The following is a 20,902-nucleotide window of genomic DNA, read 5'->3' as shown; positions in this document are numbered from 1 at the left end:
TGACAACTGACAACTGACAACTGACAACTGACAACTGACAACTAAAAACTACCGACTAATCACTACCAACTAACAACTGAAAGTTCCGTTCAAAAGCCATCCAACAGTCGCCGTTCGGCCCGTTCCAGCTTGGACGATGCCCCTTGCAGGAGCAGCATATCACCGGGCTTTAGGCACAACTCAGGGGTAGCAGATATCCGTCGGTCGCCGCGTTTGGCGCCTTCAATGCTGACTTGCCAATGATCCAGCGACACTTGTTTCAGTGATTTGCCCACCGCCCATGCCTTAGCCGGTAATTTAACCCAATGGAGATTCTCGCGATTGCCCTGCTCGCCAGCATAGAAGCCGTGCAAGGTCCGATAATGACGGCGGCGTACCCGCTCCAGTCGCTTTAAGATATTAGGCAGCGGCACCCCAAGGCGATAAAGCACTTGCGACACCATCATCAAACTGCCCTCTAACGATTCAGGAATAACCTGATCAGCCCCAGCGCTTTCCAACGCCTCTAGGGTGGTGTCATCACGGGTACGGACAATGATCGGCACCGTCGGGTTTTCCTGCTTAATGCAATCGAGCAAGTTAAACACGGTGCGGCGGTTATCAAAGGTGATCACCACCATCTTGGCATCGCCTATCCCGGCATGGCGCAGAATATCGCTACGGCGGGCATCACCAAAGTGGATCGGCTCACCACCGGCCTGGGCCTCGCGCACCCGCACCGGATCTAAATCGAGCGCCACAAAAGCAGTGCCATCGTTACGCAAAAAACGGGCAATGGTTTGACCGACTCGACCATAACCGAGCAACAACACATGGTCTTGCAGCGGCAATGGCGGTGCCAGTTGATCAACATTGGTGCCTCTGGCACCACCGCCAAGCAGTCGCTTGGCCAGAACGATGCTGTTATTGACCAGCGCTGGGGTCAGACACATCGAAATCACCCCAGAGACCACCAGCACGTTGCCAATGTCGCTGTCGATCACCTGCCACTGCAGCGCCATGCCAATCAAAATAAAACTGAACTCGCCGATCTGCGCCAAACATAAACCGGTGGCAATGGCGTCTTTGCTTTTCTCACCGGTAGCCTTGGCCAGCGCGGCGATCACCGCCGCCTTAAACAGCAGCAGCGCCGGCAGCAGCAGTAACAGCAAGCCACCAAATTCAGCGACGGTGGCAAAGTCCAAGCGCATCCCCACCGAGACAAAGAACACCCCCATCAGCAGATCTCGAAACGGTCGAATATCCGCTTCCAATTGCTGCCGATATTGGCTCTCCCCCAGCAGCATCCCCGCCAGAAAAGCCCCCAGCGCCATCGACAAGCCCACCGCCAAGGTCAGATAGCCGGTCGCCAGTGCCACCACCAAAGTCGTTAACAGGAACAGTTCTTCCGAGCGTGACGTCGCTACCTGATCAAACAGCCGTGGCAGCAGATAACCACCGGCCCACAACAACAACGCAAATACTGCGCCGCCTTTGAGGACGGCTAAGGTCAATTCCCACAACAGCGCGGCCCCTTGGGTATCGGAGCCCAGCATCGGGATCACAATCAGCAGTGGGATCACCGCCAAATCTTGAAACAACAAGATACTGACCGACAGCTCACCGTGGCGACGATTCAGCCAGCCCAGTTCATCCAGCTGTTTCAATACAATCGCGGTCGATGACAGCGCTATCGCCGCGCCAACGACGATCGCCGCCCGCAGATCGATGCCCAATAAAAAGGCCACCGCAGCCGCTAAGCCGCCGGTGACCAATACCTGCAAGGAACCCAAGCCAAACACCCGACTGCGCATCGCCCACAGTCTGGGGAGCGAGAACTCCAACCCCAGCGAAAACATCAAGAACACGATGCCGGTTTCCGCCACCAGATGGATCTGATCGTTGTTAAGCCAGGCCAGCCACTGTGGCCCGGCCGCCACCCCGATCACCAGCCAACCAAGGATGCTCGGCAGTGCCAATCGGCGGCACAGCAACAGTGCCACAATCGCCATCGCCGCGAGGGCTAACGTCTCAACCAAACAACCTCCTTGTCTGCTGAAATTAGATCTTCAGAGCCTCCATTGAAGGCTCGACCAGCACCGGCACAACCCCGGCTTCATCGCCATTTGCCAGCGCCGAGTGCTCTAGCCAATAGCCCAGTGCCGCCACCACCGTGTCGTTATAACAAAGCAGCGCCACATGGGGCCGTTGCCAAGGCGGCACTTGCTGTTCCTGCCACAGCTTTTTTAGCTCGCGGCGGCGATCGCGACCGGCGGGTTGCAACTTGGTACTGCCACTTATGCCAAAGCGCACCGTCACGGTTTCATCGGCACGCGGTTGCCGCAGTCTTAAGCAACTATAACAGGGTTGCAGCTGCCACTGCTGACCGTTTATTAGACGGCCATCGCCAAACGCCATGGTTTGATTTGCGGGCGGTAATGGCGGCATCGGCTCGCGGAGTACGTAGATGCCATCGAGATAACGCCGCAAACTGACGCCGCCCCAACGCAGTTGCGGTTGGCTGTCTTCCCGAGCCTGCCACAGCTGAGTTGCTTGGCTCAACTGCACCTGCGACGGCATTAACGCCCCGCGGCGACGTAAAAAGTAACGCAGCAGATTGTTGCGGCGCGCACTGCTCAAATCAGCCGAAGCACTGACGCTAAGCGCCTCGGCATTGAGCTGACAGCGTTGCCAATCTTGTTCGGCCAGTTCATCACACAGTTGCTGCTGCTCGGCGCACAGCTCCGCACTGCGGGCGATGCTGCGCTTGACCGCTGGCCAGCGCTCGCTCATCAGCGGCAGCAGTTGATTGCGCAAAAAGTTGCGATCAAAGCGGTCATCGCCGTTGGACTCATCTTCGATGTGCTTAAGCCCCAACTGCGCCGCCGCTTGTTCAATCTCGGCTCGGGTTACTCCCAGCCATGGCCGCAGCAATTGTCCTTGCCCCAGCGGCTGACGGACAGCCATGGCGGCAAGGCCAGTCGGGCCACTGCCACGCTTGAGCGCCAGCAAGAGGGTTTCGGCTTGATCATCAAGATGATGGCCGGTCAGCAGTAACTCGCCATCTTCTAAAGTATCGCGGAAAAATTGATAACGCGCTTCGCGGGCAGCGGCTTCGACGCTAATCCGTGCCCCCAGCTTTAGCGTGGCGCGGTGGCCAACAAAGCCAAGACCAAAGTCCGCCGCTTGCTGCTGACAGTGATTTAACCAGTGATCGGCGTTAGCGGAGAGACCATGGTGGACGTGCAATGCCCGGCAGCGAACCTGCGGGTTTTGACGCTGCCATTGCCCCAGCAGGTAAGCCAGTACGGTGGAGTCCACTCCACCGGAAAAGGCCACCGCCACTCTCGGTGCGCCGGCTAAAAACGAAAAAAGCGCGGCTTGTAACCGCGCTAATAGTTCCGAAGTCATCGACTGCTGTGACCTTAACGGCAGTAGCCGTAACCCATCAGGCGCTCAAAGCGCTGTTCTAACAGGTCATCGCTATCCAGCGCTTGCAGCGCCGCCAAATCTTCGCTGATGCGGTGCTTAAGGTTAGCCGCCATCAGTTCGACATCGCGGTGGGCGCCACCCATCGGCTCTTCCACTACCCGGTCAATCAGGCCCAGCTCTTTTAAGCGTGGCGCAGTAATGCCCATCGCTTCCGCCGCTTGCGGCGCTTTACCGGCATCTTTCCACAAAATCGAGGCACAGCCTTCTGGCGAGATCACCGAGTAAGTGGAATACTGCAGCATGTTAACTCGGTCGCCAACACCAATCGCCAGCGCGCCGCCAGAGCCGCCTTCGCCGATCACGGTACAGATCACCGGTACTTTCAGCTCCGCCATCACCTGCAGGTTTTTGGCGATCGCTTCCGATTGACCACGCTCTTCGGCACCGACGCCAGGGTAAGCGCCTGGAGTGTCGATAAAGGTGATGATCGGCATCTTAAAGCGCTCGGCCATCTCCATCAGACGCAGCGCCTTGCGGTAGCCTTCCGGACGCGGCATGCCGAAGTTACGACGGATCTTCTCTTTGGTATCACGACCTTTCTGGTGACCAATCACCATCACCGGTTGACCGTTAAAACGAGCAGTACCACCAACGATCGCTTCGTCGTTAGCAAAAGCACGATCGCCACAAAGTTCATCAAACTCGGTAAACAGCAGCTTGATGTAATCCTCGGTGTAAGGGCGCTGCGGATGGCGCGCCATCTGCGATACTTGCCATGGCTCGAGCGAGGAAAATACCTTGCGAGTCATGTTGTCGCGCTTGCTTTGCAGCTGCTCGATCTCGTCAGCCAGATCCACTTCCAGCTCACCGTTTTGCGAGACTTTACGCAGCTCGTCGATTTTGGCGTCCAGCTCTGCGATTGGCCGCTCAAATTCCAAAAAATCCAGGCTCATATTCTCTTCTCGTCGCCGTTCAAGGCTCATCAGAAAGTCATCGCAACCTGCTGCTGTCCTAGCAGCTTTTGCAATGACGTAAGTAATTCATCTGCTGGGAGGATCCGATAGCTATCGCCAAGTTGCAATACCCCGTGGGCATCCTCACGCTGATAATGGATCTGCACTGGGCAAGCGCCATTACCGTGTTCTGCCAGCAACCCTTTAAGCTGCTCTAGCAGCTGTGGTGTCGCCAGCGATTGTTGTAACGTTAACACCACCGCTTTGCCATGACGTTCACGCGCCTGACCGATGCTAAGCACTTCACGGGCCGACAGTTTATTGCCGCCGTTGAAATGATCAAAGCTGACCTCTCCCTCAACCACCACAATATTATCGGTACCGATCAGCTCGCCGTACTGCTCAACGCCCTCAGCGAACAAGGTCATGTCCATCCGCTCGGAGCCGTCATCGAGGGTGACAATCCCCATCTTCGAGCCCTTCTTGGTGATCATCACCCGCGAGGCGATCACCAGCCCGGCGATCTTGGCGGTACGGCCACGACCGGTTGGCACCGCATCACGAATGCGGGTGGTGCCCATCTTTTTAAACTCTTTTAAGTACTGATTGATCGGGTGACCAGTCAGGTACAAACCAAGGGTCTCTTTTTCGCCTTTAAGCCACTCTTGATCCGAGTATGGCGGCACCTTGGCAAAGGCGCTGTGGGCTTGCTCTGGCTCTGGGGTCAAAGAGCCAAAAAGATCATCAATCCCCTGGGCGACGTTGCGGGCGTTTTGCGCCGCCGAGCGGATCGCTTCATCCAAGGTTGCCATCAAACAGGCGCGGTGCGGATTGCCATCGGCCAAACGTGGCCCAAGGTTGTCCAGCGCCCCGGCACGAATAAGGTTTTCCAAGGTGCGCCGGTTAACCTTTTTCAGATCGATGCGGTTACAGAAGTCAAACAGGTCAATAAAGTTACCGCCACGTTCACGGGCAGCGAGGATCTCCGCCACTGGGCCCTCACCGACCCCTTTGATGGCACCAATGCCGTAAACGATCTGCTTTTGCTCGTTGACGTTGAACTTGTACAACCCTTGGTTCACATCCGGCGGCAATACCGGCAGTCCCATGCGGTTGCACTCATCCACCAAGGTCACCACCTTATCGGTGTTGTCCATATCCGCCGACATTACCGCCGCCATAAAATAGGCTGGGTAATGCGCCTTCATCCACAGCGTTTGGTAGGACACCAAAGCGTAAGCGGCGGAGTGGGATTTGTTAAAGCCGTAACCGGCGAATTTCTCCACCAAGTCGAAGATCTTCATCGCCAGCTCGCCATCAACGCCGTTGTCGATAGCGCCCTGCTCGAAGGTGGCGCGCTGCTTGGCCATCTCCTCCGGCTTTTTCTTACCCATGGCACGACGCAACATATCGGCGCCGCCCAAGGTGTAGCCGGACAGGGTCTGGGCGATCTGCATCACCTGCTCTTGATAGAGAATAATGCCGTAGGTTGGATCCAAAATCGGCTTAAGTGACTCGTGCTGCCAGGTTTCATCCGGGTAGGAGATCGCCTCGCGGCCGTGTTTACGGTCGATAAAGTTATCTACCATCCCCGATTGCAGTGGCCCCGGACGGAACAGCGCCACCAGTGCGATCATATCTTCGAAGCAGTCGGGCTTTAGGCGGCTGATCAGCTCTTTCATGCCGCGAGATTCCAGCTGGAACACCGCAGTGGTTTCGCTGCGCTGCAGCATGTCGAAACTTTTCTGATCGGTCAGCGGGATCGATTCAATCCGCACCGGCGCTTTACCTTCCTGCTCCAGCGCGGGGTTAAGCATATCCAGCGCCCACTGGATGATGGTTAAGGTACGCAGGCCCAAGAAGTCGAACTTCACCAAACCGGCGTATTCAACGTCGTTCTTATCAAACTGGGTTACCGGGTTTTTGCCCTCGTCATCGCAGTACAGCGGCGCAAAATCGGTGATCTTGGTTGGCGCAATTACCACACCACCGGCGTGTTTACCGGCGTTACGGGTAGTGCCTTCCAGCGCCTTGGCGATGTCGATAAGGTTACGCACCTCTTCATCGCGGTCGTACACCTCGGTCAGCGCCGGCTCAACCTCGAACGCTTTGCTCAAGGTCATGCCCGGATCGCCCGGGATCAGGTTGGTGATCCGGTTTACAAAACCAAACGGGTGGCCAAGTACGCGGCCAACGTCGCGTACCGCAGCTTTCGCCGCCAAGGTACCGAAGGTAATAATCTGCGATACCGCATCACGGCCGTACAACTCAGCAGTGTGATCAATCACCTCATCGCGGCGATCCATACAGAAATCGACGTCGAAATCGGGCATCGATACCCGTTCTGGGTTCAAGAAGCGTTCGAACAGCAGATCGTATTCAAGGGGATCGAGATCGGTAATTTTCAGGGCATAGGCCACCAACGAACCGGCACCAGAACCACGACCCGGCCCCACCGGAATGTTGTTGTCCTTAGACCACTGAATAAACTCCATTACGATCAGGAAGTAACCAGGGAACCCCATGTTGTTAATTACTTCCAGCTCGATCATCAAGCGGTCGTCGTATTCTGGACGGCGTTCGGCGCGCACGGCAGGATCAGGAAACAAAAACTCAAGCCGCTCTTCCAAGCCGTCTTGCGACACCTTCACCAAAAAATCTTCGATTTTCAGGTCGCCGGTGGGGAAGTCTGGCAGGAAGTATTCGCCCAAACGCACGGTAACGTTACAGCGCTTGGCGATCTCCACCGAGTTTTGCAGCGCTTCGGGGATGTCAGCAAACAGCTCACACATCTCCTCCTCACTGCGCAGGTACTGCTGTTCAGAGTAGAGTCGCGGCCGGCGGGCGTCATCCAGCGGGTAGCCATCGTGGATACAAACTCGGATTTCGTGGTTCTCAAACTGCTCTTTATGCAGGAACACCACCTCGTTGGTGGCCACCACCGGTAACTCGAGCGCAGTGGCCAGCGCCATTGCCCCATGCAGATAGGTGTCTTCATCGGCACGGCCAGTGCGCAGCAGCTCCAGATAGTAGCGATCTGGGAAGTGCTGCTGGTAAAAACTAACCAAGCTATTCGCCAAGGCATCGTTGCCTTTAACCAACGCTTTACCGACATCACCATCTTTGCCACCAGAAAGGACAATCACCCCTTCGCCATTTTCGGCCAACCACTGCTTATCCAGAATTGGCCGACCGCCGACGTGGCCGCGCAGGTAAGCACGGCTGATAAGTTCAGTGACGTTGGCGTAACCTTGGTTGTTCATCGCCAAGCAGGTGATGCGAAACTGCTCTTTTGGCAACTCTGGGGTCTGTACCCAAAAGTCCGCGCCAACGATCGGCTTGATGCCATTCTCATGGGCACCGCCATAGAACTTCACCAAGCCGCAAAGGTTGGTCATATCGGTAATGGCGATGGCAGGCATCCCCAGCTCCGCGGTGCGGGACATCAGGGATTTTACTTTCGGCAGGCCATCCACCATCGAAAAGTCGGTGTGAACTCGGAGATGGACGAACTTGGGATCGGTCATGAAAACAGGCGTTATCGAGAAAACGGAGAAAACTTTGGGGTAACCGCGGATGATAGCAGTTGTTGGGGGTGTTGGCAGCTATGGCAAGAGTTAAATCAGTCCGTTAGTCGGCATAAAAAAACCGACTCGGCGAGGAAGCGGAGTCGGTTTCTAGTGACAAGCTTGGGGATTACTCCAGTCCAAGCGCCTTACGCACCGGTCTGAAACTACGACGATGCTCAGCGATAGCACCGTGCTCGGCCAGCGCTTCCATATGCGCCTTGGTTGGGTAGCCTTTATGGCCAGCAAAACCGTATTGCGGGTAACGAGCGTCCAGCTCGACCATCTCTTGGTCGCGGACCACTTTGGCAAGGATCGAGGCGGCACTGATCGCCGGCTCTTTACTATCGCCTTTGACGATCGCTTCAGCGGGCAGATCGCCTAAGTCAGGACAACGGTTGCCATCGATACGCACCAGATCGGGCCGCACCGACAAACCTTCAACCGCCCGAGTCATCGCCAACATGGTGGCGTGCAGGATGTTCAGCTGGTCAATCTCGGCCACGCTGGCACGAGCCACGGACCACGCCAGCGCCTTTTGCTTGATCTCAGCAAACAGTGCCAAGCGCTTTTTCTCGGACAACTTTTTCGAGTCCGCTAGTCCCTCAATCGGGTTATTGGGATCGAGGATCACCGCTGCGGTAACCACATCGCCCACCAGTGGGCCACGGCCCACTTCATCAACACCGGCAATCAGCATGGTTATTCTCTTATGGTTGGATCAATTCAAGCACCGCATCGGCGGCACGGGCGGAGGCATTACAGCGGATCTGCTGATGCAGCTCGGTGAACTTGGCCACCACCGCGCTGTGATCGTCGTACAGACGCGATTCAATCGCCGGTACCAGATTATCGGCGGTGCAGTCGTGCTGGATAAACTCCGGCACCAAGTCTTGATCGTTAAAGTAATGCTTACCCAACAGGTTCGGCAGGCTGTAACGCTCAATCAACATCAGTTTCAGGCCGGTGGCAATCCGATAGCTTAACGGCGCAATCTTGTAGGCCACCACCATCGGCTTTTTGCACAGCATCGCTTCCAAGGTGGCGGTGCCGGAAGCCAGCATAATCGCATCGGCCGCCATCATCACGGTACGGGAGTTACCGTCCACCAAGGTCAGTGTTGGCGGGTTTGCCATCGCACCGAGTAGCTGCTCAAGCTGAGCGCGGCGATGCTCATTCGCCAGCGGCACCACAATTTGCAGATCAGGGTGCTGCTGATTAAGACGCTGGGCACACTCTAAGAAGGTTGGGCCAATGCGGCTCATCTCGCCGCCACGGCTGCCTGGCAGCAGTGCCAACACTTTGGCATTACCCTTAATGCCAAGCTCAGCACGCGCCGCCTGAGTGTCGATCTCAACCGGGATCTCATCCGCCAAGGTATGGCCGACAAAGCAGCAGTTAACCTGATACTGATCGTAAAAGGCCTTTTCAAACGGCAGCAACGCCAACACCTGATCGGTAGCCTTGGCGATCTTGAAGATCCGCTTTGGTCGCCACGCCCACACCGACGGGCTAACGTAGTGCACCGTCGGAATGCCCGCTTGCTTCAACGCCAGTTCAATCCGCAGATTAAAATCTGGGGCGTCGATGCCGATATAACAATCCGGTTGGCGCTGAGTTAGCTCGGCAATCAGGCCTTTTTTGATCTGCAGCAGACGCGGCAAGCGGCCAAGTACTTCCACTAACCCCATCACCGCCAAGTCTTCCAGCGGATACAGGCTTTCAAGGCCTTCGGCTTGCATCAATGGGCCGCCGATACCAACGAAACTGGCATTCGGGTGTTTGGCTTTTAGGGCGCGAATTAAACCGGCACCTAAAATATCGCCGGAGAGTTCCCCGGCGACAACAGCAAAAGTGAGCGCTTGGCTCATTAGCGAACAATGCCTCGGCCAGAGCCTTCAACGAAATCGGCCATGCACGCCACTTCTGGATGCTCTGCGGCGATGGCTCGGATCTCAGTCAACGCTTCAGCGGAGGTTAAACCACTGCGGTACAGCACCTTGTAAGCACGACGGATCGCTAAAATGGTCTCTTTCGAGAACTGGCGACGCTTCAAGCCCTCGGAGTTGATCGCTCGTGGCGCCGCGCTTTGACCAGACACCATCACGTACGGCGGCACGTCTTGCAGCACCAATGAGCAGCCTGCAGTAAAGGCGTGAGCGCCGATATGAACGAACTGATGGACGCCGGTCATGCCACCCAAAATCGCCCAGTCGTCCACTTTTACGTGGCCGGCAATAGAGGCGTTGTTGGCCAGGATCACGTTGTTGCCAACGATGCAGTCATGGGCCACGTGGGTATAGGCCATAAACAGGTTGTTGGAACCGATCTTGGTCAAACTGTTGTCCTGAGTGGTGCCACGATGGACGGTACAACATTCACGGAAGATGTTGTTGTCGCCGATCTCAAGCCAAGTCACCTCATCGGCCTTGAACTTCTTATCCTGACAATCTTCACCGATCGAGCTGAATTGGAAGAACTTATTGCCTTTGCCAATCTTGGCAGGGCCTTTAATCACCACGTGGCTGCCAATCCAGCAGTCATCGCCGATCTCAACCCCTGGGCCGATGTAACTAAACGGGCCAATCTCGACGTTGGCGCCAATTTTAGCCTCTGGGTGTACTAACGCGTGTTCGCTAATCACTGATTTACATCTCTCGTTTGGCGCACATCAGATCGGCGCTGCAGACTACTTGGCCGTCAACCAACGCTTGGCAGCTGTAAAAACCGATGCCACGGCGTTCTTTAACAAATTCCACTTCAAGGGTCAGGGTGTCACCTGGTACCACTTGGCGTTTAAAGCGAGCGTTATCGATACCAGCGAACAGATACAGACTATTTTCCTGCTTACCGTAGGTTTTAAACGCCAAAATAGCAGAGGCCTGCGCCAGCGCTTCTAGGATCAGCACCCCCGGCATAATCGGTGCCTGCGGGAAGTGACCAGGGAAGAACGGCTCGTTGTAGCTGACGTTCTTGCGCGCAGTCAGGCGTTCACCGGCGGTGTAATCCAATACTCGATCCACCAACATAAACGGGTGGCGGTGCGGCAGGTATTCCAGGATCGCGTTTACGTCCATGGTGCTTACAGATTCGGACATCGCGTTCTCCTTTGAAGCGTTACTCATTATTTACTTAGCGTCGTCGGCGTCATTCGCCAGTTGTTTCTCAAGCGCACGCAAGCGGCGATACATATCGTCCAGCTGACGCATGCGCACACTGTTCTTGCGCCAGGTTTTGGCGTCTTGCAGCGGCGGGATCGAACCATACAGCCCCGGTTTATCGATGCTTCCGGTAACGCCACTCATGCCATTGATATGAGTGCCCGGTGCCAATTCGATGTGACCGGCGATGGCGCTATTACCACCAATAATACAGTGGTGACCAATCTTAGTACTGCCAGCAACAACCGTCGCTCCAGCAATCGCGCTATGGGCACCGATGACGTCGTTATGGGCAATCTGCACCAAGTTATCGATGATGCAACCATCTTCAATAATGGTGTCATCAATGGCACCGCGGTCGATACAGGTGTTGGCACCAATCTCAACGTCATTGCCAATCACAACTCGACCGGTTTGCGGGATCTTAATCCAGTTGCCTTTTTCGTTGGCGTAACCGAAACCGTCAGAGCCAATCACGCTGCCGGCGTGAATGATACAGCGGTCACCCACCACCACGCCATGGTAAAGCGTAACGTTCGCCCACAAACGGCTATCGGCTCCCAAAGTTGCCCCTTGACCGACAACACAACCCGGACCAATTTGGGTGTTAGCGCCAATCACCGCATCCGCTTCGATCACCGCATTGGCACCGATGCGAACGCCCTGACCCAGCTGCGCCGAGTCGGCAATCACCGCTGTGGAATGAATTTCGTTGGCTTGCGCTGGGGTGGTATCCAACATCTGCGCCACTCGGGCAAACGCCACATACGGATCGGCAATCACCAGGGCATTGCCAGCAAAGCCTTCGGCGTTGGCCTCAGACAGCAACACAGCTGATGCCTTGGTAGACGCCAGCTGTGAACGATATTTCGGATTGGCCAAAAAGCCAATTTGACCGGTTTGGGCACGCTCTAACGTAGCGACACCCTCGATGAGGGTGTCGCCGTTGCCTTGTAGGCGCGCGCCCAAGGCGTCAGCAAGCTGCGCCAAGGACAGAGATTTCATAGTGGATTAGTTGCCTTGTTGAACCGCTTCCAAAACCTTAGCAGAGATATTGTTGGACTCATCCGCCCACATCACGCTACGCGCTTCCAAAACGATGTCGTAGCCTTCAGCTTTGGCTACTTTTTCTACCGCCTTGCCAATTTCCATCAGGATCACACGCTGCTCTTCCTGACCTTTTTTCTGCATATCTTCTTGCAGTGCTTTACCTTTCAACTGCATATCGGCTTGCAGCGACTGCATCTTGCGCTCGATCTCGGTGCGCTGATCGGCGGACATCATGGCGCCGTCTTTTTCCAGTTTCTGCTGCATCTCGATGCCTTGCTCTTGCATCTTTTGCATCTCGGTCACGCGCTCAGCAAAGGCGTCTTGCACCCGCTGTTGCAGACCTTCAGCGTTTGGATGCTGGGCCACTAAGCCTTGCATATTGATAACCGCAATCTTTTGCGCCGCCTGTGCCGCTGGGGCCAAAGTCGCCAGTACCAGCGCCGCGGTAGCAATGATTTTCTTCATGTGATAACTCCTGTTTTTCTGATTTTATAAATTGCAAACCGCGCTTAGAAGGTGCGGCCAATATTGAATGAGAACACCTCGGCACGGTCGCCTTCGTACTCTTTAATTGGGCGAGCCAAGCTAAACACCATCGGCCCCATTGGCGACAGCCACTGCACCGACAAGCCATAGGAAGCGCGGATCCGTGCTGGATCGGAATAATCCGCAATATTTGCTCGAGCCTCCTCGCCGATAATCGGGTCATTGATTAAGGCGTCGTAATTAAACTCGGTATCCCACACGTTACCGGCATCAACAAACAGCGAGGTACGAACGCTGTTGCTGTAGGCCTCATCCAAGAATGGGGTTGGTACAATCAGTTCCGCTGACAAGGTAGCGATGGCGTTACCACCAATGGCGCTGCCATCTTCAACCCGCACTGAATACGGCTCGCCACAGGTTTGCGAGGCGCCGCTGCCAGTCGTAGTGCAATCAAAGTAGATTGGCCGCGGACCCACCGAGTTAGTCTCAAAGCCGCGCAGCACGGTGCTACCACCGGCGTAGAAGTTCTCCCAGAATGGCAGAACCTGATCGCCACCAGGGGCAGTACCATAACCATTGGCGTAGCCCAAGCGACCACGCAGCAGCACGACCCAGCTGTGTCGGCGATTGAGCGGCTGATAGTAGTTATGATCAAAGGTCAGCTTAAAGTATTCCGCGTCACTGCCAGGGGTGGTGATCTTACCAGACAGCTTTTGACTGTTACCGGCAGTTGGAAACTGACCACGGTTCAGGGTGCTGCGGTTCCAGTAAGCGTTCAATTCAAAGTTATCGAATACCAAATTCTCATCCGGCTCTGCGCCAAAGATGTTGCGGAACTGGATAATCTGGAAGTAATCGCTGGTATCAGACAACTCGTTGTGACGATAAGCGGTGCCTAAGCCCAAGCGGTTGTATTCGTTGACCGGCCATGAGGTGTTGAACGCCACCCCATAGGATTCGTTCTTATAGGACTCTAGGTAATATTCGTCAGCGTCAAAGGATGACCAATAGACATTTACCCCAGCACTCACTCCGTAGCGAGTGAAGTACGGATCGGTAAACGACAGATCGATGCCCTTGGAGTAATCTTGGGTATTAACGTTGATGCCAACGCTGTTACCGGTGCCGAAGAAGTTACTTTGCGACAGCCCCAACTGCAGGCTTAAGCCACTTTCGGTACCAAAGCCAACACCAAAGTTAAACGATCCAGACGGCTGCTCTTTTACGGCAAAATCAACATCCACCTGATCATCGGTACCCGGTACCGGGGTGGTTTTGCTTTCTACAGTTTCAAAGAAACCCAGTCGGTTTAGGGTAAATTCCGACTGTTCGACATTGCGACTGTTGAGCCACGCCCCTTCCATCTGTCGTAATTCACGACGCAATACTTCATCTTTGGTAACGGTGTTGCCGCTAAAGTTGATGTTACGTACGTAAACTCGCTTGCCCGGTTCGACATTGATGTTGAGGGTGACCTCGTTGGTTTCATCGTCAATTTCCGGATAAGTTTTCACGGTTGGATAGGCGTAACCGAAACGCCCCAAGAACTTGCTGATCAGCTCTTCGGTGTAGGTGATCTCGGCGGCGTTATACAAGGCACCGGGCTTTAACGGCACCAGAGATTCCAGCAGTTCGCGCTTCTCTAACAGATCGCCGCTAAGCTTGACCTCTTTGACGTTGTACTGCTCGCCTTCATCAACGTTGATGGTAACGTACAACCCCTTCTTATCTGGGGTCATCGCCACTTGAGTCGAATCGACTTTGAACTTGATGTAGCCACGATCTTGGTAGTAGGAGGTGATGGTTTCCAGATCCCCTTCCAACTGCTGCTTTTGATAGCGGCGTTGACCAAACAGATCCCACCAAGCGACGTAGTCGGTTAGTTGCAACTGCGACAGCAGTTCTTCATCGGAGTAAACGTTGTTGCCGACAACGTTGATCTGCATGATCTCAGCCGCATCACCTTCATCGAACTTTAACTTCAGCTCAACTCGGTTACGCGGCAAATTAACGATCTGCGCCGTCACCTTGGCATTGTATTTGCCAACGCTGTAGTAAAAGTCCTGCAGGCCTTTTTCAATCTCGGTCAGTACGGTGCGATCCAGCGACTCACCAACCTTGATACCGGAACCCTGCAAGCTCTCTTGCAGTTGTTCATCTTTAATGTCTTTGTTGCCATCCAGATCGATGCTGGCAATGGTTGGACGTTCGCGCACGTTAACAATCAGCGTACCGCCATCACGGATCACCTGAACATCTTCAAAGTTAGCCGAGCGATAAAGGGTTTTGATCGCCCCTTGTAGGGCAACAGCATCTAGGGTGTCGCCAACTTTTACCGGCAAGTTCAACAACGCTGCACCCAGTGCGACCCGTTGCAATCCCTCGATTTTAATGTCTTCAACAACGAAGGGCTCGAAGCCTGCCGCTTGACCGGCACCGCTAAAGGTGGCGCCGAGCAACAACATCGACGCCATAATTTTATTCAGTCTCATAGCCGCGAGTTCTTATTATTCCTAAGTCCCTATAGTCGGGCGAAGTCGTTGAAAATGGCATAGGACATTAACAACAACAGCAGCGCCGAGCCAATCCGAAAACCGATCTCTTGTACCTTCTCAGGCACCGGTTTGCCGGTGAAAAGTTCTATAACGTAATAAAGTAGGTGACCACCATCAAGCACTGGCAGTGGGAACAGGTTGATGATCCCAAGGTTTACCGACAAAACCGCCATAAACCCTAGGAAGTAGACCAATCCAAAGCCGGCAGAGTTCCCTGCCCCTTGGGCAATGGTTATCGGCCCGCCCAAATTATCTAACCCCAGATCGCCAGTGAACAGCTTGCCAAAAGTGCCAACCGTCAGCACCGAAAAGTCCCAGGTTTTCTGCGCGGCCTGTTGCAGCGCCCCAAACAGGCCAAACTGCTGAGTCACTTTTAAGCTTTCAGGCCACGCTTCGCGGGTCGGGGCGACACCAATCTTACCAACCAGTTGATCGTTTTCGACCACGCCTTTGGGCGTTACTTGGTAATCGATGCGAGCGCCATCACGCTCAACGGTAAACTGCAGTGGTTTATCGGCACTGGCAGATACCAAGTCCACCAACTTGAACCAATCATCGGCAACTTGGCCATCGATAGCGGTGATTCGATCGCCTTGGCGAATGCCGGCTTGGTAAGCAGCACCCTCTTCGCTGACCATCGCTAAGGTCATGGTGATCGCCGGTGTCCACAGCTTTAGACCCAAGCTATTGGTCAACGACTCGGTATCGGGATCAACTTTCCAATCGCGGGTGTTTAATTGGAAACGCTGTGGCTGACCATCAACATCTAAGGTCAACATAATGGTATCGGCGCCAATCTGGTTAGCCAGCGCGACCGTTAACCCTTCCCAGGTGGAAACCGCTTTATCATCGACGTGAGTAATCAGGGCATTGCTTGGCAATTGGGCGTTGGCGGCTATCGATTGCGCCACCGGTTCAGCCAACAACGGCTTAACCGATGGTACCCCCAGCAGATACTGCCCCCACCACAGCACTAACGCTAGGGCAAAGTTGGCCAATGGACCGGCAGCAACGATCGCCATCCGCTGTCCCACTGGCTTTTTATCAAAGGCGTATTGCTGATCCTCTGGAGCAACGTCACTGACGCGGCCATCAAGCATCCGTACGTAACCGCCCAGCGGGATCATCGCAATGGCGTATTCGGTGCCATCATTGCCCACTCGTTGCCACAGCGTTTTGCCAAAGCCGATGCAGAAGCGTTCAACCTTGACGCCGCAGCGACGGGCAACGTAGAAGTGACCGTATTCGTGGATGGTTATAAGTAGGCCAATCGCAACAATAAAGGCACCGGCGTTCCACAAAAATTCCAGCATTAACGTCCTCGTTTAATCCAATGCTGCGCCAATCCCCGACTGCGGCTATCCAGATCCGCTAATGCCTCAAGGCTCGAACAGGTGGTTAAATCACTGTTTTCCAGACAGTAACGGTTTACTCGGGCGATGTCACTAAAGCCAATCACCCCATCCAAAAAGGCCGCAACCGCTTGTTCGTTAGCGGCATTTAACACGGTGGTCGCCTCTTGTCCCTGCTGACAGGCTTCAATAGCCAACTGCAGACACGGATAACGGGCGAAATCGGGGCGTTCAAAGGTTAATTGTCCGACCTTGAAAAAGTCTAATGGTTCCACTCCCGCCTGGATCCGCTGCGGATAGGCCATACAGTGGGCGATTGGCGTACGCATGTCTGGCTGGCCGAGTTGCGCCAGCACCGAACCGTCGTGATACTGCACCATCGAGTGGATCACCGATTGCGGATGCACCACCACTTGGATCTGTTCGCTACTGGCATTAAACAGCCACCGGGCTTCAACGTACTCCAAGCCTTTATTCATCATGGTGGCAGAATCAACCGAGATCTTACGGCCCATGCTCCAATTCGGGTGAGCACAAGCTTGCGCCGGAGTAATGCCAGCAAACTGATCCAGCGGGGTGGTGCGGAATGGCCCACCAGAGCCGGTCAGTAGCAGATGGGAGATGCCATTAGCCGCCAGATCGCAGTGACCGAGATTTTGCTGAACCTCAAGCGGCAAGCTTTGGAAGATGGCGTTGTGTTCACTGTCCACCGGCAATAAGGTGGCACCGGATTTGGCTACCTCGTCCATAAACAGGCGCCCAGAAACCACCAACGCCTCTTTATTGGCTAGCAAAATTCGTTTGCCCTTGCGCACCGCCGCCATGGTTGATGGCAGCCCTGCCGCCCCGACAATCGCCGCCATCACAGTATCAACCGCATCCAACTGCGCTACTGTAACTAGCGCATCGGCGCCAGCCAACACTTCAGTGGCGCACTTGCCGGCCAACAACTGGGTTAGGGTTTGCGCCGCCTCGGCGTCCACTAGCACCGCGACCTTTGGGTTGAACTCTAAACACAACTTCGCCATCGCTTCGGCGTTGCTGTTGGCGGTCAGCGCATAAGCGCAGTATTGCTGTGGATGACGACGAATGATGTCGAGGGTGCTGCTACCAATGGAACCGGTAGCGCCGAAGATTGCCAAATTTTGCATCGAACTCACGCTGTAAAAACGAACGCCCCAAGACACACGCCTTGGGGCTAAAATCGGGTCGCTAGTTTAGGCCGCAAACCATAACAGCAGCGCCGTAAATACCGGCATCGCCGCAGTCACGCTATCAATGCGATCAAGCACACCGCCGTGACCTGGCAACATCCGGCCACTGTCTTTGATGTTGGCCGAACGCTTAAGCATGCTTTCAGTCAGATCGCCCAGTGCCGACGCCAAACCGGTCACCATCCCTAGAATGGCGGCTTCCAGCGGATTTAAGCTCGGGACAAAACACCAAGCTCCAAGGCTCAGCAGCGCACACACCGCCATGCCACCGGCAAGGCCTTCGCAGGTTTTTCCTGGCGATACTTTTGGGATCAGTTTACGTTTGCCAATCGCTTTACCAACAGCATAGGCACCGGTATCAGCTCCCCATACCAGCAGCAGCACCGCCAACACTAACCAGGCTCCGGTAAATTCACCTTGCCAGCCTTTAAGTGCCACCATCGCGGTAAATGCCGGCAGGATGGTCAGTTGGCCAAAGATCGCTTTAACCATTGGTCGGTCTTGCCACGCTTTGGCACTGCCCGGATAGCTGAGCACCAACGCCAGCGCAACTAACCACCAAACCGCCCCGGCGATGGTGATCCCTTGGTAGAGCGGGTGCAATTGGCCGTCGTGCCAAATTTCTGCAGCAGGAACCAGCAACACTAAGGCCGCCAAAATGGCGCCAATCGAGACACCATAAACCACCTTTGCCGCAGGCATATCCGGCAGAATAAAGGCACCAAACTCGCGTCCTGCGAGGACCATCAACACCGCCACGGCAATGGCAAACCCGTGCAATGGCAGCAGAAAGATAGCTGCCAGTGCCACTGGGATTAACGCCAGAGCGGTCAAAACACGTTGCTTCAGCAAACGAACCTCGATTGTATTTCTGATATTGGGGTCGGTTGTCCGACTTATAAATTATTGGTTACCTGAGCGCCGGTCAGGCCAAAACGGCGTTGACGGCCACCAAAGCAGCTTAGGGCCTCCGCCATTGCCGCTTCATCAAATTCAGGCCACAGCACCGATGAGAAAAACAGCTCAGCGTAAGCGCATTGCCACAACAAGAAGTTGCTAATGCGCTTTTCACCACCGGTGCGGATCAGCAGATCCACTTCCGGCTGATCCGCCAAGGTCATAAATCGCGCCATGGTTTGTTCGTCGATCTGCTCAACCGACAGTTCACCTTGTTGTACCAATACAGCCATTTGCTGCGAGGCCTGAGCAATATCCCAGCGACCACCGTAATTGGCAGCGACGTTCAATTGCAAGCCATCACAACCGGCCGTTTTGGCTTCAGCAGCACGAATGCGTTGCTGCAACTTATCATCAAAACCACTGATGTCGCCGATGATCCGCAAGCGTACGTTGTTTTCATGCAAGTCATTCAGTTCACGGCGCAACACCGCCATAAACAAGCGCATCAACAGCTGCACCTCTCTCTCTGGGCGCGACCAGTTTTCACTGGAAAATGCGAACAGAGTCAGTGCTTCGATACCACGTTCGCGGCAAACCCGAACGATCTCGCGCACCGATTTTACCCCGGCACGGTGTCCCATCACCCGTGGCTGCCCCTTGGTCTCAGCCCAACGACCATTACCATCCATAATAATGGCGACGTGGCGCGGAACTGCTGTAGCGGAGGTAAAACTATCGGACATGGATGGGCAACTCATAGCAAGGTAGATAAACAAACGCCGTGTAGTATAACCCTACACGGCGTCATTTCTAATTAAAGACAAGCGTTTGCTTAGACTTCCATCAGCTCTTTTTCTTTGTCGGCCAAGATCACTTCGATCTCTTTCACAAATTTGTCAGTGATCTTCTGGATTTCGTCTTCGCCACGGCGTGCGTCGTCCTCAGATACCTCTTTCTCTTTCTCCAGTGCCTTGATGTCGGCATTGGCGTCACGACGGATGTTACGGATTGCAACACGACCGCCTTCCGCTTCAGCACGAACGATCTTAACCAGATCACGACGACGCTCTTCGGTCAGTGGTGGCAACGGAATGCGGATCAGGGTACCTGCAGAAGATGGGTTTAAACCCAGATCAGATGCCATGATCGCTTTCTCTACCGCTTGGATCATCGAACGATCGAATACGGTTACGGTCAGGGTACGTGCGTCTTCAGTGCCCACGTTACCTACTTGATTCAGCGGGGTATCAGCACCGTAGTAAGATACGGAGATGCCGTTCAGCAGGCTTGGGTGAGCGCGGCCGGTACGGATTTTGGAAAACTGGTTGCGAGTTGCGTCAACGCTCTTCGCCATGCGCTCTTGCGCGTCTTGTTTGATCTCGTCAATCACGGGACTAGTTCCTACTTAAAACGTGTATGTCGCTATGCGGTTAGCTGATCAGAGTGCCGATGGCTTCGCCCATCACCACTCGGCGCAGGGCACCGGCTTCATTCATGTTGAAGACTTTGATCGGCAACTGGTGATCACGAGCCAGAGTGAATGCGGACAAATCCATCACTTTCAACTCTTTATCCAGTACCTCGTTGTAGCTGAGCTTATCATACTTAACTGCGTCTGGATTTTTAACTGGATCATCAGTGTAAACGCCGTCCACTTTGGTGGCTTTCAGTACGATATCGGCTTCAATTTCAATGCCGCGCAGACAGGCTGCCGAGTCGGTGGTGAAGAATGGGTTACCGGTACCGGCTGAGAAGATCACCACCCGGCCAGACTTCAGCAGGCTGATCGCTTCCGCCCACTGGTAGTTGTCACACACGCCATTCAGTGGGATGGCTGACATCAGACGGGCATTCACGTAGGCACGGTGCAGCGCATCACGCATCGCCAAACCGTTCATTACGGTCGCCAACATGCCCATGTGGTCGCCAACAACGCGGTTCATGCCCGCTTTGGCTAGACCTTCGCCGCGGAACAGGTTGCCGCCGCCGATCACCAACCCAACCTGAACGCCCAGTTCAACCAGTTCTTTGATCTCTTCAGCCATACGATCCAGTACTTTTGGATCGATGCCGAAACCTTCATTGCCCATCAGGGCCTCGCCACTGAGTTTCAGCAGAATGCGGCGGAAGGCAGGTTTTGGATTGGTAGTCATAGATATTTTCCTAGTAGCGAAAAGCAAACATCATCGGTAATGGCTTACAGCCTAAAGCGATTAGCGATAATCTCTGGCAGGGTGATAGACAAAGACCGCAG

At 54.7% G+C, this 20,902-nt stretch carries 17 protein-coding genes; all 17 read right to left on the bottom strand.

Translation table 11 applies throughout. The features are described 5' to 3' along the window. Positions 1–89: 89 nt before the first annotated feature. The 17 genes from G506_RS0113435 to pyrH all read right to left on the bottom strand — a co-directional run bounded on the left by G506_RS0113435 (position 90) and on the right by pyrH (position 20,801). Complete coding sequence (locus tag G506_RS0113435; RefSeq protein WP_051202132.1) at positions 90–1,991, bottom strand: monovalent cation:proton antiporter family protein; 1,902 nt, start codon at positions 1,989–1,991, stop codon at positions 90–92. Positions 1,992–2,040: 49 nt separating this feature from the next. Beyond that, on the bottom strand, positions 2,041–3,390 hold the full coding sequence (tilS, locus tag G506_RS19765; protein WP_035387356.1) for a tRNA lysidine(34) synthetase TilS: 1,350 nt from the start codon (positions 3,388–3,390) through the stop codon (positions 2,041–2,043). A gap of 14 nt (positions 3,391–3,404) precedes the next feature. Continuing rightward, entirely contained in the window at positions 3,405–4,364 is a 960-nt protein-coding gene (accA, locus tag G506_RS0113425; RefSeq protein WP_028117303.1) for an acetyl-CoA carboxylase carboxyl transferase subunit alpha, read from the bottom strand. A 29-nt stretch (positions 4,365–4,393) separates the two neighbouring features. Then, the gene (dnaE, locus tag G506_RS0113420; protein WP_028117302.1) at positions 4,394–7,891 is read right to left on the bottom strand and encodes a DNA polymerase III subunit alpha; all 3,498 of its coding nucleotides are present in this window, start codon (positions 7,889–7,891) and stop codon (positions 4,394–4,396) included. A 169-nt stretch (positions 7,892–8,060) separates the two neighbouring features. Next, positions 8,061–8,630: a ribonuclease HII gene (gene rnhB, locus G506_RS0113415; RefSeq protein WP_051202130.1), complete on the bottom strand. Its 570-nt coding sequence runs from the start codon at positions 8,628–8,630 to the stop codon at positions 8,061–8,063. 10 nt (positions 8,631–8,640) lie between these two features. Further along, the gene (gene lpxB, locus G506_RS0113410) at positions 8,641–9,801 is read right to left on the bottom strand and encodes a lipid-A-disaccharide synthase (RefSeq protein WP_028117300.1); all 1,161 of its coding nucleotides are present in this window, start codon (positions 9,799–9,801) and stop codon (positions 8,641–8,643) included. Further along, entirely contained in the window at positions 9,801–10,574 is a 774-nt protein-coding gene (gene lpxA, locus G506_RS0113405; protein ID WP_028117299.1) for an acyl-ACP--UDP-N-acetylglucosamine O-acyltransferase, read from the bottom strand. Before lpxA ends, lpxB begins: the two co-directional genes overlap by 1 nt. 4 nt (positions 10,575–10,578) lie before the next feature. Next, on the bottom strand, positions 10,579–11,028 hold the full coding sequence (fabZ, locus tag G506_RS0113400) for a 3-hydroxyacyl-ACP dehydratase FabZ (protein WP_028117298.1): 450 nt from the start codon (positions 11,026–11,028) through the stop codon (positions 10,579–10,581). Between the two features lie 30 nt (positions 11,029–11,058). After that, positions 11,059–12,096, bottom strand: coding sequence for a UDP-3-O-(3-hydroxymyristoyl)glucosamine N-acyltransferase (lpxD, locus tag G506_RS0113395; protein ID WP_028117297.1), 1,038 nt, complete (start codon positions 12,094–12,096; stop codon positions 11,059–11,061). Between the two features lie 6 nt (positions 12,097–12,102). Continuing rightward, complete coding sequence (locus G506_RS0113390) at positions 12,103–12,606, bottom strand: OmpH/Skp family outer membrane protein (RefSeq protein WP_028117296.1); 504 nt, start codon at positions 12,604–12,606, stop codon at positions 12,103–12,105. Positions 12,607–12,650: 44 nt separating this feature from the next. Beyond that, positions 12,651–15,119, bottom strand: a complete 2,469-nt coding sequence (bamA, locus tag G506_RS0113385) for an outer membrane protein assembly factor BamA (RefSeq protein ID WP_028117295.1) — start codon at positions 15,117–15,119, stop codon at positions 12,651–12,653. Positions 15,120–15,148: 29 nt separating this feature from the next. Continuing rightward, positions 15,149–16,495 (bottom strand): sigma E protease regulator RseP, encoded by a 1,347-nt coding sequence (gene rseP, locus G506_RS0113380; protein ID WP_028117294.1) that lies wholly within the window; start codon positions 16,493–16,495, stop codon positions 15,149–15,151. Beyond that, positions 16,495–17,685 (bottom strand): 1-deoxy-D-xylulose-5-phosphate reductoisomerase, encoded by a 1,191-nt coding sequence (ispC, locus tag G506_RS0113375; protein ID WP_028117293.1) that lies wholly within the window; start codon positions 17,683–17,685, stop codon positions 16,495–16,497. Before ispC ends, rseP begins: the two co-directional genes overlap by 1 nt. Positions 17,686–17,751: 66 nt before the next feature. Then, on the bottom strand, positions 17,752–18,600 hold the full coding sequence (locus G506_RS0113370) for a phosphatidate cytidylyltransferase (RefSeq protein WP_028117292.1): 849 nt from the start codon (positions 18,598–18,600) through the stop codon (positions 17,752–17,754). A 44-nt stretch (positions 18,601–18,644) separates the two neighbouring features. Continuing rightward, positions 18,645–19,391, bottom strand: a complete 747-nt coding sequence (gene uppS / locus G506_RS0113365; protein WP_035387355.1) for a polyprenyl diphosphate synthase — start codon at positions 19,389–19,391, stop codon at positions 18,645–18,647. Positions 19,392–19,480: 89 nt separating this feature from the next. Next, positions 19,481–20,038 carry a ribosome recycling factor gene (gene frr, locus G506_RS0113360; protein ID WP_028117290.1) on the bottom strand — a complete coding sequence of 186 codons (558 nt, stop codon included), beginning with the start codon at positions 20,036–20,038 and terminating at the stop codon, positions 19,481–19,483. A 40-nt stretch (positions 20,039–20,078) separates the two neighbouring features. Continuing rightward, positions 20,079–20,801 (bottom strand): UMP kinase, encoded by a 723-nt coding sequence (gene pyrH / locus G506_RS0113355; protein ID WP_028117289.1) that lies wholly within the window; start codon positions 20,799–20,801, stop codon positions 20,079–20,081. Positions 20,802–20,902: the final 101 nt, after the last annotated feature.

The organism is Ferrimonas senticii DSM 18821, assembly GCF_000422665.1.
In the GTDB taxonomy this organism is placed as follows: Bacteria; Pseudomonadota; Gammaproteobacteria; order Enterobacterales; family Shewanellaceae; genus Ferrimonas; species Ferrimonas senticii.
Note: the sequence above shows the minus strand (reverse complement) of the source record. Positions and strands in the feature narration are given on the sequence as shown.

What these genes read in the sequence shown, in the direction of transcription:
- G506_RS0113435 (WP_051202132.1), bottom strand. Translation starts at nt 1,991, where the DNA reads ATGGCGATTGTGGCACTGTTGCTGTGCCGCCGATTGGCACTGCCGAGC.
- tilS (WP_035387356.1), bottom strand. Translation starts at nt 3,390, where the DNA reads ATGACTTCGGAACTATTAGCGCGGTTACAAGCCGCGCTTTTTTCGTTT.
- accA (WP_028117303.1), bottom strand. Translation starts at nt 4,364, where the DNA reads ATGAGCCTGGATTTTTTGGAATTTGAGCGGCCAATCGCAGAGCTGGAC.
- dnaE (WP_028117302.1), bottom strand. Translation starts at nt 7,891, where the DNA reads ATGACCGATCCCAAGTTCGTCCATCTCCGAGTTCACACCGACTTTTCG.
- rnhB (WP_051202130.1), bottom strand. Translation starts at nt 8,630, where the DNA reads ATGCTGATTGCCGGTGTTGATGAAGTGGGCCGTGGCCCACTGGTGGGC.
- lpxB (WP_028117300.1), bottom strand. Translation starts at nt 9,801, where the DNA reads ATGAGCCAAGCGCTCACTTTTGCTGTTGTCGCCGGGGAACTCTCCGGC.
- fabZ (WP_028117298.1), bottom strand. Translation starts at nt 11,028, where the DNA reads ATGTCCGAATCTGTAAGCACCATGGACGTAAACGCGATCCTGGAATAC.
- lpxD (WP_028117297.1), bottom strand. Translation starts at nt 12,096, where the DNA reads ATGAAATCTCTGTCCTTGGCGCAGCTTGCTGACGCCTTGGGCGCGCGC.
- G506_RS0113390 (WP_028117296.1), bottom strand. Translation starts at nt 12,606, where the DNA reads ATGAAGAAAATCATTGCTACCGCGGCGCTGGTACTGGCGACTTTGGCC.
- bamA (WP_028117295.1), bottom strand. Translation starts at nt 15,119, where the DNA reads ATGAGACTGAATAAAATTATGGCGTCGATGTTGTTGCTCGGCGCCACC.
- rseP (WP_028117294.1), bottom strand. Translation starts at nt 16,495, where the DNA reads ATGCTGGAATTTTTGTGGAACGCCGGTGCCTTTATTGTTGCGATTGGC.
- ispC (WP_028117293.1), bottom strand. Translation starts at nt 17,685, where the DNA reads ATGCAAAATTTGGCAATCTTCGGCGCTACCGGTTCCATTGGTAGCAGC.
- uppS (WP_035387355.1), bottom strand. Translation starts at nt 19,391, where the DNA reads ATGTCCGATAGTTTTACCTCCGCTACAGCAGTTCCGCGCCACGTCGCC.
- pyrH (WP_028117289.1), bottom strand. Translation starts at nt 20,801, where the DNA reads ATGACTACCAATCCAAAACCTGCCTTCCGCCGCATTCTGCTGAAACTC.